Below are 20,450 nucleotides of genomic sequence, written 5' to 3'. Positions count from 1 at the left end.
GTGATAAAGACATGTTCGCTGAAGAACGACGCGCCGAAATCGCGAAGCTCGTAGCTTCCGCACGCCGCGTCAACGGCGCAGACCTCGCTAGACGCTACGAAGTCACAATGGAAACCGTCCGCCGTGACCTAGCAGCCCTCGAAGCTGAAGGTAAGCTACGCCGCGTGCACGGCGGTGCCGTAACTGTAGAGCAATCAACCTCTGTAGAGTCCTCTATCGCCCTACGTCAAAACCTCAACACCCCCGAAAAGCAGAGAATCGCCCAGCGCGCCTATGAGCTCCTCAGCGATTCGGACGCCGGGGCGGTAGTTCTGGACGCAGGCACCACCACCGAAATCCTAGCCGACCGCATCGCCGCCACAGACTTCTCCCTCAAATCAGGCGCCGACCGCCTCATCATCACCCATGCCCTTCACATCGCCGTGAAACTCGCTGAAGCTGACGGGGTGGTACTCGACATGGTCGGCGGCCAGCTCCGCAAAATGACCTGGGCGGCAGTCGGCACCCGCGCCGCCGCCCACTTCGAAACCATCCGCCCCGACATTGCCTTCATCGGCGTCAACGGCCTAGACGCCGAATTTGGGCTCTCCACCCCCGGCCCCAACGAAGCAATCGTCAAAACCGCCATCGTCAAATCAGCCCGCCGCGTCGTGCTCCTCTGCGACTCAGCCAAATTCGGCCAAGAGGCCCTGGTACGCTTCGCCGGGCTAGAAGACATCGACACTCTCATTACCGATAAAGCGCCCGAAGGTGAACTCGCGGCAGCGCTTGAAGAATCTAACGTAGAGGTGCTTATCGCATGATCGTTACCCTAACCGCTAACCCCAGCATGGACCGTACCGTGGAACTCTCCCACGCCATCAAACGTGGCGCCGTCCAACGCGCCATCGCCGCCGCCTCAGACCCCGGCGGAAAAGGCGTCAACATCGCCCGCGCCCTCAACATCTCCGGCTTCGAAACCGTGGCAGTGCTACCCGGCGACAACGAAGACCCCGTACTAGCCAGCCTCAAAGAAGACCAAGTACCCTTCGTTAACATGCCCATCGGCGTACCTATCCGCTCCAACATCACTGTGGTCGAACCCGACGGCACCACCACCAAAATCAACGCCCCCGGCGAGCCCCTCAACGACGTAGCCCAACAGCAGCTCACCCGCCTCATGATCAAAGAAACCATCGGCGCAGCCTGGCTCGTACTAGCAGGATCCCTACCGGCCGGCGTCCCCTCCGACTACTACGCCGTAGTAGGCCGCTCCATCCGCGAATCCCTGGGCGACAAAGCCCCCCGCATCGCCGTAGACACCTCCGGGGTAGCCCTACGCGACGCCCTCGTAGGTCTAGATGGCATGCCCAACCTCATCAAACCCAACTCCGAAGAACTCGCTGAACTGGTCGGCAAAATTGAGATGGCGGACGAACTCGAAGCCAGCCCCGAACTCACCGCAACTACCGCACAAGAACTAGTTGACCGCGGCGTGGAAATGGTCCTGGCCACCCTGGGCGGGGGAGGAGCCGTACTCGTGACCGCAGAAGGTGCCTGGCACGCCGTCCATGCCCCCATCAAAGTACGCTCCACCGTAGGGGCAGGCGACTGCTCTCTAGCAGGGTTCCTCATCGCCCACGAACAGGGCAAAACCCTCCCCGAATGCCTGGTACAGGCTGTCGCCCACGGCTCAGCTGCCGCCTCCCTACCCGGCACCCAGGTGCCCACCCTCGAATCAACCACCCCCCAAGCAGTCACCCTACGCAAACTGACCCTCTAAACCCCCACCAGAACCGCACCCTTACCCCTCATGTTCCTTGTGGCAGTTATCGCAGGTACCCTAGTGGGCTCACTCATGTATATTGTTCTCAAGTCACTTGCAGGCCGTAAGGCCACGGCAACCGTCTAATCACTTCAACCCCTTAGAAGGAAAACTCTATGACTACCTACCAGGGTGTCGGCGTCTACGCCGGCCGCGTTATCGGCAAAGTCCTTCAGATGCCCGAGCCCATCAAAGCTCCCTCCTCTTCCCTGAAACTCTCAGCTGACGAAACCCCCGAACAGGCCGCCGAACGCATCAAAGCCGCCGCAGAAGCCGTCAAAAAGGGTCTACTGGAACGCGCCGAACACGCTAGCCGCGACGGTAAAGCCGTGCTCAAATCCACCTCACAGATGGCAACCGACCGCGCTCTCCTCAAGAGCGCCATCAAACTCGTCGAAAAGCAGGGCAAAGCCCCCGAACTAGCAGTCTGGGAAGCAGCAACCGGTTTCGCCGACCAGATGGCAGCCCTAGGCGGCTACATGGCCGAACGCGTCACCGACATCCACGACGTCCGCGCTCGCATCGTTGCCGAACTTACCGGCCAGCAGGCCCCCGGTATTCCTACCTCTGCTGAGCCCTTCATCCTGGCAGCTATTGACCTGGCACCGGCAGACACCGCCACCCTAGACCCCCAGCAGGTCATCGCCCTGATTACTTCCGACGGTGGCCCCCAGGCCCACACCGCAATTCTGGCTCGCGGGCTTGGCCTACCTGCCATCGTTGCCGCCAAGGGCGTCACCGAGATTGAAAACGGCACCAAAGTTTATGTTGACTCCAACGAAGGTACCGTCGAGACCGAGGTAACCGATGAACACCGCGAACTGGCTGAAAAGTACGCCAACCGCAAGGAACTACCTGACTTTGACGGCACCGGCATCATGGCAGATGGCACCCATGTTCCCCTCTACGCCAACGTTGGTGACGGCAAGAGTGCAGAGAAAGCAGCCAGCCTCAAAGCTGAAGGTGTGGGTCTGCTCCGCACTGAATTTGGTTTCCTAGGCCACGACGCTGAGCCCTCAGTAGAAACCCAGACCGCTAGCTACGAGGCCGTCTTCGATGCCTTCCCCGGCCAGCACATCGTTGTACGCACCCTCGATGCAGGGGCAGACAAGCCCCTGCCCTTCCTCAACGTCAAGGAAGAAGAAAACCCCGCCCTGGGTGTGCGCGGTTTCCGTACCGACACTGCTGTGCCCGGCGTGCTTGAACGCCAGCTCAAGGCCATTAAGGAAGCGGCTGAGAGCACCGATGCTGACATCTGGGTTATGGCCCCCATGATTTCAACTACTTCAGAAGCCCGCCGCTTCAAAAACACAGTAGACAAGATTGGTCTTAAGACCCGTGGCGTCATGGTCGAAACCCCCGCAGCAGCCGTCAACGCTGAGGCAATCCTCGGTGAAGTAGACTTCGTCTCCATCGGCACCAACGACCTCACCCAGTACACCATGGCAGCAGACCGCCTACTCGGCGATCTGGCCCACCTCAACAACCCCTGGCAGCCGGCCGTGCTGAAGATGATCAAGCTGACCGTTGAAGGTGCTAAGCGGGCATCATCGAAGTCTGGTGTGAAAAAGTACGTCTCTGTCTGCGGTGAAGCAGCAGCCGACCCCGCCCTGGCTGTGGTGCTGGTAGGCCTGGGTGTAGATACCCTCTCCATGAACGCCGGTGCCATGGCCGCCGTATCTGCCGTGCTCAAGTCAGTGACCCCTGAAAAGGCACAACAGATCGCTAACGATGCTCTGGACCAGATTTCCTCTGCAGAAGCTAAGGAAGCAGCTCGCAAGCACCTGCCGATTCTTGACGAGCTCGGCCTCTAAGCCAAGAATCTATTTCTGAATAAATCACACCAAAATAGGTGATTAACGCGAGCGAAACCGTCGCGCCCTGATTTAGACTCAGTAGTGGACAAAAATCCGCACCCCTTTATTAAGGAGAACCCCATGGCAGAACGTATTGCCACCATCGCAAGCCGTGTTGGCCTGCACGCCCGCCCCGCAGCGATTTTCGCTGAAGCAGCAGGCGACCTCCCTGTTGAGGTCACCATCGCCGCTGAAGGCGAGCCCGCAGACGAGGCAATGGACGCAGCTTCCATCCTCTCCCTGATGTCACTCGGTGCTAAGCACGGCGACAAGGTCGTTCTGCGCGCAGAAGGCGAAGGCGCTGAAGAAGCACTCGACACCCTGGTCAAGATCCTCGAGACCGACCACGACGCCGAGTAGTTCGGTTTTACTCTGAAAAAGCCTGCCACCGTGTAAGTGGTAGGCTTTTTCTTTTCATTGAGCGATTCTCAAACCAGCTAGTAAACTAACTCTATGGGAACGACCGCAGAACTTAAAGAACTTCATCTGACCTCATTTAAGGGCTTTGAAGAGCAGACTCTGCCTATAGCTGATACAACTCTCCTGATTGGGCGAAACAGCACTGGAAAGTCTAATGCTTTGGACGCTTTAGATGCCCTGAGCCGTTTGGCTGGCGGTGAGTCTATCAATGATGCGCTTGACGGGCGCAGACGGGAGGGCGGGGCTATCCGCGGTGGTAGCGTCGGTCTAGTCCCCCATGGAGAAGAATCTTTTACCTTGGGCTGCCTAGTTGAGATGGATGGGGCAGACCATAGATACAGCCTGACCATTGGTGTAAGCCATGAGGGCGAGTGCAGGATTCTTAGTGAAGAGTTAACCGGTCCCGCACTTCCATCCAGTGGAAGGGTATGGGAAGAAAAAAGGCGGCTGTTCAATGCCCACTCTTGGCAAAAAGAGAGAACAGGTAGCCTTGAGGCTTACTACCATAACGGAAAACAAGGCTGCAACCCTAGAACGCTTTTCGCGGACAACCGGCTAGTCCTGACACAGTTCATTGACCGTTTCCAATACAGTGACGAACTGGGTGTTCGTTCGGCAGTTGAGGGCGCCGCAGCTGTACGTGAGGCTCTTCTCTCCGTCTTCCATCTCGACCCGGTACCTTACCTTATGCGAGATTACGTCCGAGAGCACCCGCGTTATATGGAGCGTACTGGTGAAAATATCTCTGCCGTCTTGCTAGCTTTGAGTAAGCAAGACCCTACTACTTTTGACCATATCCAGAAGCTGGTAGGTGAAATTGTGGATGACGGTATCACAGGCATTAATTTTGTGAGGACCGAGCTGAATGAGGTAATGCTAGCTCTTCAGGAAAAAGAGTTTCAAACTCCTGCTCGGGAGATGAGCGATGGGTTGCTGCGCTTCTTGGCCATAGCCGCTACTTTATTACCTGCTAGTGAAAGCCTTGATATCAAAGCCGGAACTGTCCAAAAGCTGGGGGACAAGAATAAGGTAGTACAGGGCGGGGTGCTGACCGTTATTGAAGAATTGGAAAATGGAGTTCATCCTTCCCAAGCTTCCCGGCTACTTCACATGGTTGAAGAAAGCGGCAAAAGACCGAATTTCAAGGTTTTGGTAACTACACATAGCCCGGCTCTCTTAGATGCGGCAGAAGGCCGACTCAACGAGAGCATCGTCGTCTGTTATCGGGACCCGGATACTGGAAAATCCCTCCTTAAACCCTTGGTAGATTTCCCTGATTTTGAGCAGGTTCTTGCAAGCAAAACCTTAGGGAAGGCTGTAGTTGCAGACGAGTTTCGAGATACTGAGACACCACAACCTGACTACAGAGCTCTTAATGACTTGCTAGGGATTTAGCATGAAACAGACTGTGTTTATTGATACGTCCATTCTTTGTAACTTGCTGATGGTTCCGGGCAAAGACCAAGATAGGCAAGAAGTAGCGGAAGATTTTAAAGCCCTGCAGAAGAAGACTGGCTGTCATTTTATTCTTCCGGTAACAGCCGTTATCGAAACGGGAAATCACATAGCCCAACTGTCGGATGGAAGGCAGCGCCGAACACTTGCAGAGAAGTTTCAAGGATGGTTGAAACTTTCTTCCCTCTCGCTGCCTCCCTATATTTTGCATAATTTTGAATGGAATGCAGATTTCATCAACAAGTTCTTGGAGGGGGCGGGGAGCGGAATCTCCTATATTGACCATGCCCAAAGTGGGGTAGGAGCCGGCGATGTCTGGATTTTGACAGAAATTGAAAGTTACCGGGCACGAGTCGGGAAACAGGCAGATATTAGGTTATGGACTCTAGATACTGGACTAGGGGCTCATTGTATCGGCCCTGATTTTTAGTCCCTATATACTTGGGGTTCTACGACATATAATTCTTTGTCGATGTAGACCACAGCAAAAGACAGCCCATCTCACGCTGTTAAAGGATGCACACCTTGCCCCACAATCGATAGACTTGGAAGCTGAAACCTTTCCCGCGCCTAGGGGCGCATTGAAAAGAAAAAGAGGGACCTTGCGACAGTTCACAGCCCGCTTCGCTACCGACGCCGAAATCGCCTCCTGGGATGAGCACGTCATCGCCAGCCCCGGCGGCGGCAACCTGCTGCAGTCAGCGTCCTTTGCCTCCGTGAAGGCCAAGCACGGCTGGAAGCCCCTCTACCTGGTCTACGAAGGCACCACCGAGATTAACGGTGAAGAAGCACCCTTTGCCAGCTACAACCTGGTACTCGAAAAGTCTGTGCCTGCCCTGGGTAAAATCTGGTACATGATTAAGGGCCCTGGGGTGAACTCTGTTGAAGAAATCCCCGCAATTCTTGAGGCCAATAAGAACTTCATCAAGCGTGAAAAGCTGGGTGTTTTTGCGGTCAAGATTGAGCCTGACATCATTGCAGATGACTCCGCCAACGCTTTTATGGCCAAGACTGGGCTGGTGAAGAGCTGGAACATTCAGCCCAACGACTCTACCGCTATTCTTGATACCGACAAGAGCGAAGACGATGTGCTCAAGTCCCTCTCATCGCGCGGACGCAACGCCGTGCGCCGCTCCCTGCGCGAGGGCTGCGAAGTGGAGCGGGTGCCCCTGACTGAAGAGAACATGAAGAAGATGTATGCTCTGATGGACACCGTGGGCCAGGGTAATGCCAACGTACACTTGCGCTCCTACGACTACTACCGCGACTTCTGGACCACCTTCGAAGAGGCCGGCCAGGGCCGCCTCTACTTCACCTACGAGGACGGCGAGCCATCCGTAGGCGCGTACGTGATTCGCTACGGCCAGAAGGGCACCTATAAGGACGGCGGCTCCAAGCCCCGCCGTAAACAGTACGGTGACTCTCACCAGGTTCAGTGGACTGCCCTGACCGACCTGATGAAGGAATTTGAGATTAAGAGCTACGACTTCTGCGGCACCCCGCCTAAGAGCGAGCTCAAGAACAAGGACCACCACCACTACGGTTTGGGCCTTTTCAAGACCTCCTTCACCAAGGACGTCATCGACTATGTGGGTGTCTGGGATCAGGTGCTTTCACCGGTCAAGTACAAGGCCTGGAACCAGGCTGTTGAGAAGATTATGCGCCAGCTCTGGGTGCGTAAAACCGGCCAGCCTTTCTACTAAACCGACCCCGGTTCACACTAGGTGCAGCGTTTGTTGTGCCTGAACATCTTTCACCGTAAGAGGCGGAAGGAGTAACACCTTTGACCCCTAGCAAGACCCCCTTGCAGCAGAAGGCTTACCCTTCCGCCTCTGCTTTTGATCTGGCCCCTGCTGAGGAAGATACTGGCGCAGGGGCTTTTGGGCAAACCACCCTCCTGCCGCGTGTGGCACCGGGCGAGCACCCGACGAGCGGGCAAGGTGAGGGAACGACTCAGGCCCCTGCCCAGGGTACGGACGCCGGTGGGCAGGGTGCGGGTGCCGGTGGGCAGGGTGCGGGTGCCAGCGAGCCAGGTGCAGACTCTGGTGGGCAGGCCGCGGACGCCAGTGGGCAGGCCGCTCCTTCCTCTTCGACGGCACCGGGTTGTTGGGGGCCCTTGCCGGTGGTGTCCCTAGCCGAGGTGCGGGACCCACAGCTCCGTGACCGCCTAGCCCACCTGGGCCAGGGAGAAATGGGCCAGGGAAAATCAGGCCAGGGTGCGAGCGCCTTTGACCCCCCTAGGGTCGATGAGCCAACCGGCCTGCAACAGGCCTCTTACCCCTCTACCTCTGGCCCGCACACTGTGGCTATTCCGGCTGCCCCGCGCCGTCCGGCCTCTAAACGTCCTTCGCGGGTGCGTTCTTCTTTGAAGTCTTTTGTGAGCACGGATCAGTCGCTAACTAAGCCTATGCGTGGTGTCGCCCGCCTGGCTCAGCGTCCTTTCAATATTGCTGGTGCTCACCGGGCTGAGTATGTGCGTGAGAAGGAGGCTGCTCGTGAGGTGCTTAATTTTTCTTTGCGGCTGGCTGAGACCATGTTTCATTATGGGGCCGATACTGTTGATGTGGATTCGGCTATTGTGGCAGTGTGTGCGGCCTATGGGTTGGATGATGTTGAAATTGATATCACTAACCAGTCGGTCATTATTAACTATGTTTCAGATATTGATGAGGTTGATGATCGTACCCGTGCCGTCAATCTGAGTGTGGCGGGGGAGTCTTCTGCGAGTAAGGAGCGGTTTAGCCATACGGTCATGCGTGTGGTGCGGTCGTGGTCAGCGAATTACGCGGCTCTTGATGATATTTATCAGCTCATTAATGACATTACTGCTGGCGGGTTGCCGCGTCATCGGGCTGAGCGTCGCCTGCATACGATTAATACTGCTAAGAAGCCTTATTCGCCTATGGTGATTATGCTGGCTAATATTGTGGCGGCTTTTTCACTGGTTTTAGCTGTGGGCGGGTCGCTTGCTGCGGGGGCTGTGGGCGGTATCGTTTTCTTGGTGATTCACTTTGTGAACAGTCTTATTTCTAAGTTGAAGATGCCTGGTTTCTTTAACCTGGCGGCGGGCGCTGGTGTGGTGACCTTCGCAGCTATCTATATATCGGATGAGGCCTCTCTTTTTTCTCAGGTGGGCTTTCATGTTTCCGCACCTCATATTGTGACTGCTGGGCTTATTATGCTCTTGCCGACTGCCCGGCTGGTATCAGCGGTGCAGGACGCCCTTAACGGCTTTCCGCTCACTGCGGCGGGTAAGTTTGTGTCTACCGGTATGTCTTTCTTGGGGATTGTGGTGGGCTTGGCTTCGGCGGTTGCGGCTCTGTCGGTGCTGGGGGTGAGTGAGCTTGATATTAATGAGACCCGGTTTGTGGGTGCCAGCCTGGGGGTAAGTTATGTTTTCTTCATGCTGGCGTCTTTGGCTTTTGCGGTTACTACCCATGCCCGCTGGCCTACCCTCTTGTGGATTTTGTTGATCGCTACCTGCGGTTTTTGGGTGTATCAGGGGTATACGTTCATTTTTGGTAGCGGTGCTGGGCGGGCTAATACGGCTTTTGCGGCTTTGGTGATTGGTCTGATGAGTACTTTTTTGGCTTACCGTTTGCATGCTCCGGCGTCTATTTTCTATGTGCCTGCCTTGACCTTTTTGCTCCCTGGTTTGTCGGTGTTCCGTGGTCTTTATCTTTTTACGGTGGAGGCTAATTCAGATGCTGGTGTGCCGGGTATGGTGGCGGCTATTGCCATTATTCTTTCCATGGCTTCGGGTGTGGTGCTAGGTAGCTATCTGATGCAGTACCTCATTCAGCGGTATCTTAGCCCGGCTCTGGAGGGTAATGAACAGCAGGAGAAGCGGGACCGCTAGTGGGGTAGGGCCCAGTCCACAGGTTGCGCCCCTTGCTGTATGAGAAGCTCATTGACCTGGCTGAAGGGCCGGGAACCGAAGAAACCTCGTGAGGCTGAGAGTGGTGAGGGGTGGGGCGACTCAACGCAGGGGTAGCCGCCCAGTAGGGGCTTGCATTTGCGGGCGTCCGCTCCCCACAGCAGGCCTACCAGGGGCGTGCCCCGCTGTGCTAGTGCCTCGATAGCGGCGGTTGTGATGTGCTCCCAGCCCAGGTTGCGGTGGGACCCTGCTTGGCCTGCCCCGACGGTGAGCACCCGGTTCATGAGCATGACCCCTTGGGCGCTCCAGGCGGTGAGGTCCCCATGGGGTGGGGGTACTATCCCGGTGTCGGTTTGGAGTTCCTTGTAGATATTTTGTAGGGAACGAGGTAGCGGACGCACCGCGGGGTGGACCGAAAAGCTAAGCCCCATGGCATGGCCTGGGGTGGGGTAGGGGTCCTGGCCAATCACTAGTACCTTGACCTCGCTCATGGGGTAGGTGAAGGCCCGGAAGATATCGTGGCCTGGGGGTAGGGTGGGGCGTCCTGCCTCGTGTTCTGCCCTGAGGAAGTTGCCCATGACCCGGATTTGGGGTTCGACGGGGGCTAGAGCTTGGGCCCAGTCAGGGGACATAATTTCATGCAGGGGACGGGCAGACACGGCACTCCTTGGGCGGGGTAAGGTATTCTCCCTACTAAGACTAGACCACCGAGAGGGAGCAGATGAGCAGCGAGAGCAGTGAACCTGATGAAGGGCTGAGTGAGAGCGAAGCGGCTATTCTCGCGCTGGAGAAAAAACGCTTCAAATACCAGGGCAGTAAAGAGCAGGAAATTACCCGCGCCCTGGGACTTACCCCGGTGGCTTACTATCAGCAGCTCAACGCCCTGATTGATAACCCGCGTGCTATTGCCGCTGAACCGGCGCTGACCCGTCGGTTGCGGCTCAAGCGCGATGCCCTAACCTGATCAGGCCTAGGGGCGCCTTCCCCTGTAAGCCCGTGTACCGCCCTGTAAGCCCGTGTACCCTAGTAACTAAAAGCCCGCCACCGCCCATGATGATGAGGACGCCTGTGAACCGCTACCCCCGCGATGAGTTCGACGATATTGACGAGAGCACTGCCCGCCGCGGCGCCTACCGTGGTGCCGTAGTCGATACGGCAACCTCTCGCGCTGGGCTACTGGCCATCATTATCAGCGGTGTGCTGGCCCTTATGGTGGGTGGCCTCATGTATGTGGTCTCACCGCGCACTGCTGCCCCTGACGCTGCAACAAGCCCAGATACCGCTGCCCCAGCCCCTGCCACCGCTGAGGTAAGCCCTAACCCAGAGCCTACCCCCACCACTGACCCTTCCAGTGTGAAGGTTGAAGTGTATAACTCTAGTGCTCCCTCTGGTTCTGCCGCCCAGGCTGCCGCAGTCCTTGAAGAAGAAGGCTATAGCGTAGTCTCTACCGCTAACTGGGCCGGGGCTTATGCTGCTGAGTCCATGGTGTACTTCGCCACGGGAGCCTCCTCAGAAGCCAATGAGATAGCCGATACCCTGGGCCTGCCCACCATCGCCCAGGACTACCAGGCAGAGACCGGCCTGATCTACCTTGTGCTTGGGTCCGACTTTGACCCCGCTAGCCTGGGCGGGGTATCCTCTTCACCTTCAAACGCTGCCAGTGTTCCTGCTAGCGATTCCATCAGTGCTCCTGCCAGTGCTCCTGCGAGTGGAGGCCTCGGGGCAGGGGAACTAGCCACTAACCCCGCCCTACCCACTACTACCGAGCGCTACAGCTACGATCCGGCCACCGCCACCTTCTACCTGGACCCGACCGGTGACTACATCTACGAGACAGCTACAGGCACCTACCAGCTGGGCTAGAATTCAGCTGGGCCAGAACTCAACTGGGCTAGGACTCAATACAGTTCCGCCTGCCCGACTTGTGCGCTGTGGGCGATTAAGGCTCACTTGAAGGAACAATAGGTTTGCGCCCCTACCGCTCAAGTGCCAAGATTGGTATTAGCACTCAGAGGCTTCGACTGCTAAATCATGTGCTAGGTTTAGCGGCCGAACCGCTCTTGAGTAAAACACCTGAAGCGATGCTCTGGTGAGGCCCACCCCACCTGCCCCATGGCAGCACACCGGGGTGTGCCGTCCGTCGCGGGCACCGAAGAATCGCGCTCAACCCGAATGTTCCAGAAGGAGCGAAAGCCATATGGCAAAGCTGATTGCTTTTGATGAAGAGGCACGCCGCGGTCTAGAAAAGGGTCTGAACACCCTAGCAGACGCAGTGAAGGTAACCCTCGGCCCCCGTGGTCGCAACGTCGTACTGGAGAAGGCCTGGGGCGCACCCACCATCACCAACGACGGTGTCTCCATCGCCAAGGAAATTGAACTCGAAGACCCCTACGAAAAGATTGGTGCAGAACTGGTCAAAGAGGTCGCCAAGAAGACTGACGACATCGCCGGTGACGGTACCACCACCGCAACCGTCCTCGCCCAGGCCCTCGTGCGCGAAGGCCTACGCAACGTCGCCGCTGGTGCTGACCCCCTCTCCCTCAAGCGCGGTATCGAAAAGGCTGTAGAAGCTGTCACCGCCGAGCTGCTGGAGTCAGCTAAGGAAGTTGAAACCGAAGAAGAAATCGCCGCTACCGCATCTATCTCAGCAGGCGACCCCGAAATCGGTAAGCTCATCGCCCAGGCCATGGAAAAGGTTGGCAAGGAAGGCGTCATCACCGTCGAAGAGTCCAACACCTTCGGCCTGACCCTGGAACTGACCGAGGGTATGCGCTTTGATAAGGGCTTCCTCTCAGGCTACTTCGTCACCGACGCAGACCGCCAAGAAGCTGTCCTCGAAGACCCCTACATCCTGATCGTTAGCTCCAAGATCTCTAACGTCAAGGATCTTGTACCCGTCCTTGAGAAGGTCATGCAGTCCGGCAAGCCCCTGCTGATCGTCGCTGAAGACGTTGAGGGTGAAGCCCTGGCCCTGCTGGTGCTCAACAAGATGCGCGGCTCCATCAAGTCTGTAGCTGTCAAGGCTCCTGGCTTCGGCGACCGCCGCAAGGCCCAGCTAGCTGACATTGCCATCCTCACCGGTGGCCAGGTCATCACCGAAGAAGTAGGCCTCTCCCTAGACACCGCAACCATCGACCTGCTCGGCCAGGCCCGCAAGGTTGTTGTCACCAAGGACGAAACCACCATCATCGAAGGCGCCGGCGACGCTGACGCCATCGAAGGCCGCGTAGCCCAGATCCGCGGCGAAATCGCCAACTCAGACTCTGACTACGACCGCGAGAAGCTGCAGGAGCGCCTGGCCAAGCTAGCTGGCGGTGTTGCAGTGCTCAAGGCTGGTGCCGCTACCGAGGTTGAACTCAAGGAACGCAAGCACCGCATCGAGGACGCCGTGCGCAACGCAAAGGCAGCCGTTGAAGAGGGCATCGTCCCCGGCGGTGGCGTCGCCCTGATCCAGGCTGGCGTTAAGGCCTTCGAGAAGCTGGAACTCTCTGGCGACGAAGCAACCGGTGCTAACATCGTCCGCGTCGCTATCGACGCCCCCCTCAAGCAGATCGCTTTCAACGCTGGCATGGAGCCTGGCGTCGTTGTCGATAAGGTCCGCAACCTGCCTGCAGGTACCGGCCTGAACGCTGCTACCGGCGAGTACGAAGACCTCATGGCCGCAGGTATTAACGACCCCGTCAAGGTAACCCGCTCTGCCCTGCAGAACGCTGCCTCCATCGCCGGTCTCTTCCTGACCACCGAGGCCGTCGTTGCTGATAAGCCCGAACCTGCAGCAGCAGCCCCCGCCCCCGACATGGGTGGCATGGGCGGCATGATGTAACCACCCCTACTCCAGGGCTTGAAACCTTTTGAGCCCCTGAAGTATTTGCCTCAACCGGCACCTGCACCAGCAGGTGCCGGTTCCGCGTTTTAACAGACCAGGCACCCCTCCTATGCGCCTACCCCTGCGGGCTGTAAAATAGTGAAGCTATGCGTTGCCACTACTTCGAGGCCGGCCTCTGCCGCTCATGCTCCCTGATTGAAACCCCCTACCCCCACCAGTTAGCGGGCAAGCAGAAGGACGCCCAGACCCTGCTCGAACCCTGGGGCACCCTGCACTGGCTCGACCCTGTACCCAGCGCTGACCAAGCCTTCCGCAACAAGGCCAAACTGGTGGTCGGTAGCACCTCCCAGCACCCTACTCTCGGTATTCTCGACCGGCAGGGCCAGGGCATAGACCTGACCAACTGCCAGCTCTACCTACCTGCCATAAGCCGGGCGATTCCCGTCCTGACCCAGCTCATCCAAGGGGCTAACCTCACCCCCTATAAGGTTCCGCAGCGCAAGGGTGAACTGAAAAATATTCTTGTCACAGCCTCGGATTCCGGTGAGCTCATGATCCGGTTTGTTCTGCGCTCTAAAAAGCTGATTGTTGCCCTCAAACAGCACCTGGACTGGCTGCACCAGCAACTACCCCAGCTAGCTGTGGTGAGCGTGAACCTGCTGCGAGAACACGTGGCACTGGTAGAGGGAGAAGAAGAAATCATTCTCACCGAGCGCACCACCTTGCCCATGCAGGTCAATGGCATGACCTTGCACCTGCGCCCCCAGAGCTTCTTTCAAACCAATACCCCTATTGCCGCTGCCCTCTACCGCCGGGCACAGACCTGGGTGAGCCAGGCCGCACCGGCTAGCCTCTGGGATCTTTACTGCGGGGTAGGGGGCTTTGCCCTGCACGCTGCCGCAGTCATGCCCCAAGGTGCCACCGTCACCGGTATCGAAATTAGTGCTGAGGCTATTGCCTCTGCCCAGCGCACCGTTGCAGAACAGGGCTTACAAGGGCTTACCTTTATCGCCCAGGACGCCCCTGACTACGCTATAAGCAGTGGCCAGGTACCTGAGATGCTCATTGTTAACCCGCCCCGGCGGGGGCTAGGGCCAGACCTTGCCCACTGGGTCGAGAAGAGCGGAATTGAGCAGGTGATTTACTCTAGCTGTAACCTGCGCTCCCTGGTCAAAGACCTTGAGAAGATGCCCTCGATGAAGCCCTTGCAGGGGCAGGTGATGGACATGTTCCCCCACAGCAGCCACTACGAGACGATTATGCTCCTAGAGCGGCAGCAGTAAAAGACCCCTGTACGTTTAGGCTTCTTATAGCCGGTGGAGTAGGGTAAAAGGGGCCCTGCCCCCACTGCTCAACTGTTTGTGAAAGAAAGTAAAATGTCCCATTTGTCTGCTTTGCCTTCGCCTTTTATGCTGGCCGAAGGCACTACCGTAGTGCGGGCCGAAGGTGCCTTGACTCCGGTAGACGAGGCGGACGCCCTGAGCCTAGCCCAGCGCCGTAACTCAGCGGTGGTGGGGCTCATCCCCTTTGACCCGCACGCCCCTGCCCAACTTGCTGTACCTGAGCGTTGGGTGGCAGAAGAAACCCCCCTGCCGGTGCTCAAGTCAGTAGAACAGCCTGCCCCTTCCCACCTGGTGGGACTCGACAATGAGGGTTACCGGGCTTCTGTGGCCCAGGCGGTGGAGCTTCTGAACCGGGGCCAGCTCGATAAGGTCGTCTTGGCCCGTCTGCTGCAGATAAGCTACGACCAGGAGCTTAACCTACCCCACCTTTTTGATACTCTGCGGGTCCAGCAAGAGCGGGCCACAGTTTTTAGTGCCCAGCTACCTAACGGCAACTACCTCATGGGTGCTTCTCCTGAGCTGGTACTACACACCAAGGGCACCTCTTTGAGGACGGTTCCTCTCGCTGGTTCTGCTGCCCGAACTGCCACCCCAGGCAGCACCGATGACGCCCACGTTGGTGAGGCTCTTCTGCGGTCGGCTAAAGACAGGGCAGAACACGCCACAGTGGTCAGTGACATCCGCCAGCGGCTAGGAGCCCTGACCGTGCAACTGCATGTGCCCCCTGTTCCTTCCCTACTGGCTACACCTCAACTCTGGCACTTGAGCACACCGGTGACCGGGCAACTACTGCCAGGTGTTTCTTCCCTCCAGGCAGCCAGGGCAATTCACCCTACCCCCGCCATCTGCGGCACACCCACAGATTTGGCGCGAAACCTGATTGAAGAGTGTGAACCTTTTGACCGCGGCTTCTTTGGCGGGCTAGTAGGGTATATGGACGCCTGCGGGCAGGGCAGCTGGTACCTGGTCTTACGCTGTGCCCAAGTAGCCCCCCACACGGCCACTCTCTTCGCTGGTGCCGGTATCGTCAAGGATTCCACTCCGGCCGGTGAACACGCTGAGACTGCTACAAAGCTAGGGACTTTCGCCCGCGCTCTTGGCCTTGATGTGGGCTCTTTATAGCTTGAGGTTCCTAGTCGTTTGAGGTTGCCTGCAGTTCTGGGCTGTTTATACTGCCAGCACCCGCCGCACCATAAAAGGTGCTGTGACCCGGTGGCTAATAAGAACATGAGGCTGGTCGCTGGCCACAGCCAAGAGGTGGGTGCCCTCAAAAACCTGCCAGGTCACCCAATAGGTGCGGGGCTCCCTTTCACCGGGTAGCTGGGCTGAGGCCATAGCGGTAAGCCCGTGAGCCTGAGCTAAATCGCTGGGCAACGGAGGCAAAGAAAGCATGACCTTACGAGGCTCCAAAGCCAACCCGTAGCCGGTAGCTTTCAGCACCGCCTCCTTAGCACACCAGAAAAGGTGCCTAGCTAGTGCCGCCTCTAGGTCGGGTAAGGACGCCACCACCCGCTTTTCGTAATCGGCTAGAGCAATAGAGTCAAAGCTGTCGTAGTAGCTGCCGCGTACGGTCATCACATCTACTCCCAGGCTGAGCCCAGTAGGGCCAGTGACTCCCACCGCTAACCCTAGAGCCCGGGCCATATTGAGATTGACCCCCTCAATGCGGGGCTTACCGTGCAACTGCCCGCTCTCACACAGGGAACAGGTGCGATCAACCTCAATCTCTGCCGCTAAGTTCGCCTTCACATCCAGCAAGGCCGCTGCCATACACCGCATTAAGGTGTGTTGGGCTGCAAAGGCCAGGGCCTCGTCCGGGTTCTTAAACTCCGCTGCCCTCACCTGCTCTTCTAAACCAACATGGGCCAGCCAGCTCACCCCATGACCTGAGCGGAGTGTCTCTGCGGGCATGCAGAAAAGAGTGAGCTGGGCGCTCGCTGAGACATCGGGTGTTGAAGGGTGAACCATGATGACCATTCTAGCGGTGATGGTCCAGGTGAGAGGGCGCGTAGAATGAAATGCGCCTGCACCCTAACAGTTTAAGGTTTGAGGACTATGACAGAAAAAATCGTTGCTGCCGCTGACGGCTCTGCCCTGGGCAACCCTGGGCCTGCTGGCTGGGCCTGGTATATCGACGAGGATAACTGGGCTGCTGGTGGCTGGGAGCACGGCACGAATAATATGGGTGAGCTCAAAGCCGTGCTTGACCTTTTCGAAGCAACCGCAGACCGAGCAGATCAGCATCTGCATGTTATTTGCGATAGCCAGTACACCATCAACTCCATCACCAAATGGATGCCGGGGTGGAAGAAAAAGGGCTGGAAGAAAAGCGATGGTAAACCTGTGCTCAACGTCGATTTGATGCAGGCCCTTGACCGGGCTACTCAGGGCCGGAGCTATTCTTTTGAGTGGGTGAAAGGGCACACCGGCCACCCCCTTAACGAGGCTGCTGATGAACGGGCCAACCGGGCTGCCCAGGCCTATCGTGATGGTACTCCGGTAGAGACAGGCCCTGGTTTGAAGGGCACAGGGCAAGAGGCTGTTGAGAAGAGTGTTGAGAGCCCTGCTGAGAGCACTAGCTTTGTTGAGAACACTAGCCTTGTTGAGAGAACTAGCACCGTTGAGAGCCTGGTGGACCCTGTGTCTGAGGCGCTGGCCTGCGAAAGGCAGATGCTTAAACCTTCTATATACGGGTCAGAAAAACTGGTGGGGGCACTCTTGCACCCTGAGGTGAGCTGGGTGGTGCCGACCGGGCAGATTATTGATAGGACAACCGTCCTGGCCTACCGGGAGAGGGCCTGCGCAACGACAGATGAACCTGAACTGGTCTCTTCCCTTGCCTTAGGGCAAGATTCTGCCCTTCTGGTCTCAAAGGTTCCCACCGCACGCGGTCGGGTGGTTCGGTCGAGCACCTGGGTGCTCACCGGCGGTAGCTGGAAGCTCCGCTACCGCCAGGACACCGCGCTTAGAGACTAGCCGACAAACATGGCAGCGTTAGCCATTTCGGTTTCGGAGTAGTTCACACCGGCGCGTGAGAGCGCCTCGTTAATCTGGGCAATTGACTCTTCTACCTGGCGCTGGGTGGCCCGCCAGTTAGTGAGCACACCCTGAAAGTTAGCGGACGCCGCGCCGGTCCAGGAGCCCTGAAGGTCCTGGAGTGAGACGGTGAGGGCATTGACGTCTGAGACGATGGTGTCTACCTGGGCGCGGGCCTGGGCTGACTTGCTGGCAATGAGGTCTGCATCGACATTGAACTGGGCCATGAGGCTCTCCTTGTGAATTTGGGAAATAAGAGGGTGTTTCAGGGATTCCCTGATGGGTGCCTGATGTCTCTGAGCCTACGGGGTGCTTGTAGCTGGGGGAAGAAAAAGAGAAGCTGTGGAAAACCCCGCCTGCGCAGTTAGGCTGCTAGGGCGGGGTTTCCCTATCAAAGGGGAGGAGGGCGGGGTGCACCTATGACGCTTTCATGACGCTTTCTCACTACTATCCACAGGGTGCGTGAACCGGGGTGAATCTGGCCCTAAAGCCTTATCTAGGCTTGTTCCTCTGCCGTCAGTCGAGGTGGCCCAGTGTGGTCACTGTACTGGGGGATGCGGATGGTAAAGGTTGCCCCGCCCCCTTCGGTTTCTTCAACCCGCACGGTGCCATCATGCTGGCCCACAATAGCTGCCACAATAGCCAGCCCCAGGCCGGTACCGCCTGTCTCACGGGTGCGGGAGGTATCTGCCCGGTAGAAGCGCTCAAAGACGCGTTCGGCGTCCTCACCGTGAATTCCGGGGCCGTGATCTCGTACCTGTAGCACCGAGGTCCAGGTGCCATCAATACCGGGGACTGAGCCGACCGCAATCTCAATGGGAGAACCAGCCGGGGTGTAACGCAGGGCATTGGTCATCAGGTTAGCAATCACCTGGCGTAGACGCTGCTCATCACCCCAGACCAGGGCGGTAAGGGCCTGGGCGCCCTCTAACCCCACTACCTCGATGGTGCGATCGGGGGCTGAGGCGAAGGCGTCATTAGCTGCGTCCGTAGCTAGCTTGAGCAAATCTACCCGGGCATTTTCAGCTACCCGGCGCTCATCGAGACGGGCCAGGGTCAAGAGGTCTTCTACCAGCTGACCCATGCGCTTAGATTCTGACTCGATACGATCCATGGCCAGGGCTACGGCCTCCTCGTTGGGTAGGCCCCCCATTCGGTAGAGCTCAGAGTAGCCGCGAATAGAGACCAGGGGGGTGCGTAGCTCATGTGAGGCATCGCCAACAAAGCGCCGCATCTTGACCTCTGAGCGTTTTTGAGCGTCGAAGGCCTCTTCAATGTGCGAGAGCATGGTGTTGAGCGAGGTGGTCAGGTGACCTATCTCGTTATAGGGGCTGTAGTTTTCGATGCGCTGGGAGAGGTCTCCTGCGGCAATCTGGGCGGCGGTCTGCTCCACCCTGGCAAGAGGTTCAAAAGCTCTGGTGACGATCACCCATGTCAGGGCAATAGAAGCCAGCAGGGTGGCTAAACCAAAGAGCATGGTGAGACCACCCACGATAGCTACCGTCTGGTTGATTTGGGTCAGGGGCGCTGCAATGACCAGGGTCTGGCTGGTATTCTCTACAGGGAAGGCGATAAGACGCCATTCGGTGTGCCCACTGGCTGAGTGAACTGTTATTGCCGTCTTGTTATAGCGTTTAACGTTCTCAGCAGTTAGCCCTGAGATAACCGGGGAGGAGGACTCGTCAGCCAAGGTCGCCACCGGCCTCACAATATTTCCTGCGCTATCTAAAAGATATGCTTCATAGGGTATGAAGGTCCCCTGGGTCTGGGAGAGCTGCTGGTCAGCGTAGACAGCAGTGACTAGGTAGCTATAGCTGGCGGTAATCTCATCATCGAGTTGGTCCTTCATCTTGCCTTGGATCGCTGAAATAGCGACTAGAGACATCACCGAGATAGCCAGAGCTAGCAGCATGGAGGTTAAAAGCACCAGCTGGGTTCGCAAGGAGAGCGAACCCAGCCGGTGCACAGAGAGACGAGAGCGCAAACTCGTGACCCCTTTAGTTTTTGTGGGCGGTACGCAGCAGATACCCCACACCGCGCTTGGTGTGAATCAGCGGGGGCAGGTTCTGATCGTTATCAATCTTGCGGCGTAGGTAAGAGATGTAGGACTCCACGATGGAGGCGTCGCCGTTGAAGTCGTATTCCCACACATGATCTAGAATCTGGGCTTTAGAGAGCACCCGGTTGGGGTTGAGCATCAGGTAGCGCAGGAGCTTGAACTCGGTGGGGGAAAGGTCGATTTCACGGTCGCCGCGGAAGACCTCGTGGGCATCGTCATCGAGCACTAAGTCGTCTACGCGCAGGCGTGAATCTTCTTCGATGTGGGGCTGGGTTCGGCGCAGAACAGCACGGATACGGGCTACTACCTCATCCAGGCTGAAGGGCTTGGTGACGTAGTCATCGCCGCCTACGGTCAGACCGGTGACCTTGTCTTCGGTGTCGTCCTTTGCAGTGAGGAAAAGGACGGGGAAGAGTCGGCCGGAGCTGCGGAGCTTGCGGGTGACGGTAAAGCCGTCCATATCGGGCAGCATCACATCAAGTACGGCTAAGTCGGGTGACTCAGTTTCAGCCTTTTCAAGGGCCTCACGGCCGTTAGCTGCGGTGACAACCTCAAAGCCCGCAAAACGCAGGGAGGTTGCGAGGAGCTCTAGAATGTTAGGTTCGTCGTCGACGACCAGCAGTTTTGCTTCAGGTTCTTTGGTATTCACGTTTTAATTGTGCTCCCGCTACCTGTGCACTAGCTGGGTGCAACTGTATGTTCAGCTGAATTTATATCAGGTGTGTTGGGAAAACACAGTAAATACGCCATCAGCTAAAGGCCGGTGGCCTGGGT

At 57.6% G+C, this 20,450-nt stretch carries 19 protein-coding genes; 14 read left to right on the top strand and 5 right to left on the bottom strand.

Annotated features, from left to right (window positions below):
- The first annotated feature begins 11 nt into the window (after nucleotides 1–11).
- The 8 genes from ACED87_RS02330 (at nucleotide 12) to ACED87_RS02295 (ending at nucleotide 9,394) form a co-directional block, all read left to right on the top strand.
- Nucleotides 12–803, top strand: a complete 792-nt coding sequence (locus tag ACED87_RS02330; protein WP_449083195.1) for a DeoR/GlpR family DNA-binding transcription regulator — start codon at nucleotides 12–14, stop codon at nucleotides 801–803.
- Entirely contained in the window at nucleotides 800–1,762 is a 963-nt protein-coding gene (locus tag ACED87_RS02325; protein ID WP_449083196.1) for a 1-phosphofructokinase family hexose kinase, read from the top strand. Before ACED87_RS02330 ends, ACED87_RS02325 begins: the two co-directional genes overlap by 4 nt.
- Before the next feature lie 158 nt (nucleotides 1,763–1,920).
- A complete protein-coding gene (gene ptsP / locus ACED87_RS02320; RefSeq protein ID WP_449089564.1) occupies nucleotides 1,921–3,618 on the top strand; it encodes a phosphoenolpyruvate--protein phosphotransferase in 1,698 nt (565 codons plus the stop codon).
- A gap of 123 nt (nucleotides 3,619–3,741) precedes the next feature.
- On the top strand, nucleotides 3,742–4,020 hold the full coding sequence (locus ACED87_RS02315; RefSeq protein WP_135013272.1) for an HPr family phosphocarrier protein: 279 nt from the start codon (nucleotides 3,742–3,744) through the stop codon (nucleotides 4,018–4,020).
- A gap of 93 nt (nucleotides 4,021–4,113) precedes the next feature.
- Nucleotides 4,114–5,475, top strand: a complete 1,362-nt coding sequence (locus ACED87_RS02310) for an AAA family ATPase (protein ID WP_449089563.1) — start codon at nucleotides 4,114–4,116, stop codon at nucleotides 5,473–5,475.
- A 1-nt stretch (nucleotide 5,476) separates the two neighbouring features.
- Nucleotides 5,477–5,965 carry a hypothetical protein gene (locus tag ACED87_RS02305; protein WP_449089562.1) on the top strand — a complete coding sequence of 163 codons (489 nt, stop codon included), beginning with the start codon at nucleotides 5,477–5,479 and terminating at the stop codon, nucleotides 5,963–5,965.
- A gap of 172 nt (nucleotides 5,966–6,137) precedes the next feature.
- On the top strand, nucleotides 6,138–7,238 hold the full coding sequence (locus ACED87_RS02300; protein ID WP_449089561.1) for a lipid II:glycine glycyltransferase FemX: 1,101 nt from the start codon (nucleotides 6,138–6,140) through the stop codon (nucleotides 7,236–7,238).
- A gap of 80 nt (nucleotides 7,239–7,318) precedes the next feature.
- Nucleotides 7,319–9,394 carry a threonine/serine exporter family protein gene (locus ACED87_RS02295; protein WP_449089560.1) on the top strand — a complete coding sequence of 692 codons (2,076 nt, stop codon included), beginning with the start codon at nucleotides 7,319–7,321 and terminating at the stop codon, nucleotides 9,392–9,394.
- On the opposite strand, the gene ACED87_RS02290 is transcribed toward ACED87_RS02295, so the two are convergent.
- Nucleotides 9,391–10,071, bottom strand: coding sequence for a uracil-DNA glycosylase (locus ACED87_RS02290; protein ID WP_449089559.1), 681 nt, complete (start codon nucleotides 10,069–10,071; stop codon nucleotides 9,391–9,393). The genes ACED87_RS02295 and ACED87_RS02290 overlap by 4 nt on opposite strands.
- A gap of 62 nt (nucleotides 10,072–10,133) precedes the next feature.
- On the opposite strand from ACED87_RS02290, the gene ACED87_RS02285 reads away from it, so the two are divergent.
- The 5 genes from ACED87_RS02285 to ACED87_RS02265 all read left to right on the top strand — a co-directional run bounded on the left by ACED87_RS02285 (nucleotide 10,134) and on the right by ACED87_RS02265 (nucleotide 15,703).
- Complete coding sequence (locus tag ACED87_RS02285) at nucleotides 10,134–10,376, top strand: DUF3263 domain-containing protein (protein WP_449089558.1); 243 nt, start codon at nucleotides 10,134–10,136, stop codon at nucleotides 10,374–10,376.
- 104 nt (nucleotides 10,377–10,480) lie between these two features.
- Nucleotides 10,481–11,275, top strand: a complete 795-nt coding sequence (locus tag ACED87_RS02280; protein ID WP_449089557.1) for a LytR C-terminal domain-containing protein — start codon at nucleotides 10,481–10,483, stop codon at nucleotides 11,273–11,275.
- 334 nt (nucleotides 11,276–11,609) lie between these two features.
- Nucleotides 11,610–13,235: a chaperonin GroEL gene (gene groL, locus ACED87_RS02275; protein ID WP_449083214.1), complete on the top strand. Its 1,626-nt coding sequence runs from the start codon at nucleotides 11,610–11,612 to the stop codon at nucleotides 13,233–13,235.
- Between the two features lie 149 nt (nucleotides 13,236–13,384).
- Nucleotides 13,385–14,521, top strand: coding sequence for a 23S rRNA (uracil(747)-C(5))-methyltransferase RlmC (gene rlmC, locus ACED87_RS02270; RefSeq protein ID WP_449089556.1), 1,137 nt, complete (start codon nucleotides 13,385–13,387; stop codon nucleotides 14,519–14,521).
- 93 nt (nucleotides 14,522–14,614) lie between these two features.
- The gene (locus ACED87_RS02265; RefSeq protein WP_449083217.1) at nucleotides 14,615–15,703 is read left to right on the top strand and encodes an isochorismate synthase; all 1,089 of its coding nucleotides are present in this window, start codon (nucleotides 14,615–14,617) and stop codon (nucleotides 15,701–15,703) included.
- A 45-nt stretch (nucleotides 15,704–15,748) separates the two neighbouring features.
- Here ACED87_RS02265 and ACED87_RS02260 read toward each other — a convergent pair whose 3' ends face one another.
- Entirely contained in the window at nucleotides 15,749–16,549 is an 801-nt protein-coding gene (locus ACED87_RS02260; RefSeq protein WP_449083219.1) for a 4'-phosphopantetheinyl transferase family protein, read from the bottom strand.
- A gap of 87 nt (nucleotides 16,550–16,636) precedes the next feature.
- Between ACED87_RS02260 and ACED87_RS02255 the strand changes: the two genes are divergently transcribed.
- Nucleotides 16,637–17,557, top strand: a complete 921-nt coding sequence (locus tag ACED87_RS02255; RefSeq protein WP_449083221.1) for an RNase H family protein — start codon at nucleotides 16,637–16,639, stop codon at nucleotides 17,555–17,557.
- Here the strand turns inward: ACED87_RS02255 and ACED87_RS02250 are convergent.
- The 3 genes from ACED87_RS02250 to ACED87_RS02240 all read right to left on the bottom strand — a co-directional run bounded on the left by ACED87_RS02250 (nucleotide 17,554) and on the right by ACED87_RS02240 (nucleotide 20,325).
- On the bottom strand, nucleotides 17,554–17,844 hold the full coding sequence (locus ACED87_RS02250) for a WXG100 family type VII secretion target (protein WP_449083223.1): 291 nt from the start codon (nucleotides 17,842–17,844) through the stop codon (nucleotides 17,554–17,556). The two genes, ACED87_RS02255 and ACED87_RS02250, sit on opposite strands and share 4 nt — an antisense overlap.
- A 269-nt stretch (nucleotides 17,845–18,113) precedes the next feature.
- On the bottom strand, nucleotides 18,114–19,529 hold the full coding sequence (locus ACED87_RS02245) for an ATP-binding protein (RefSeq protein WP_449083251.1): 1,416 nt from the start codon (nucleotides 19,527–19,529) through the stop codon (nucleotides 18,114–18,116).
- Nucleotides 19,530–19,614: 85 nt separating this feature from the next.
- Nucleotides 19,615–20,325: a response regulator transcription factor gene (locus ACED87_RS02240; protein WP_449083225.1), complete on the bottom strand. Its 711-nt coding sequence runs from the start codon at nucleotides 20,323–20,325 to the stop codon at nucleotides 19,615–19,617.
- Nucleotides 20,326–20,450 lie beyond the last annotated feature (125 nt).

The organism is Rothia sp. 32237D007AR, assembly GCF_053544675.1.
Note: the sequence above shows the minus strand (reverse complement) of the source record. Positions and strands in the feature narration are given on the sequence as shown.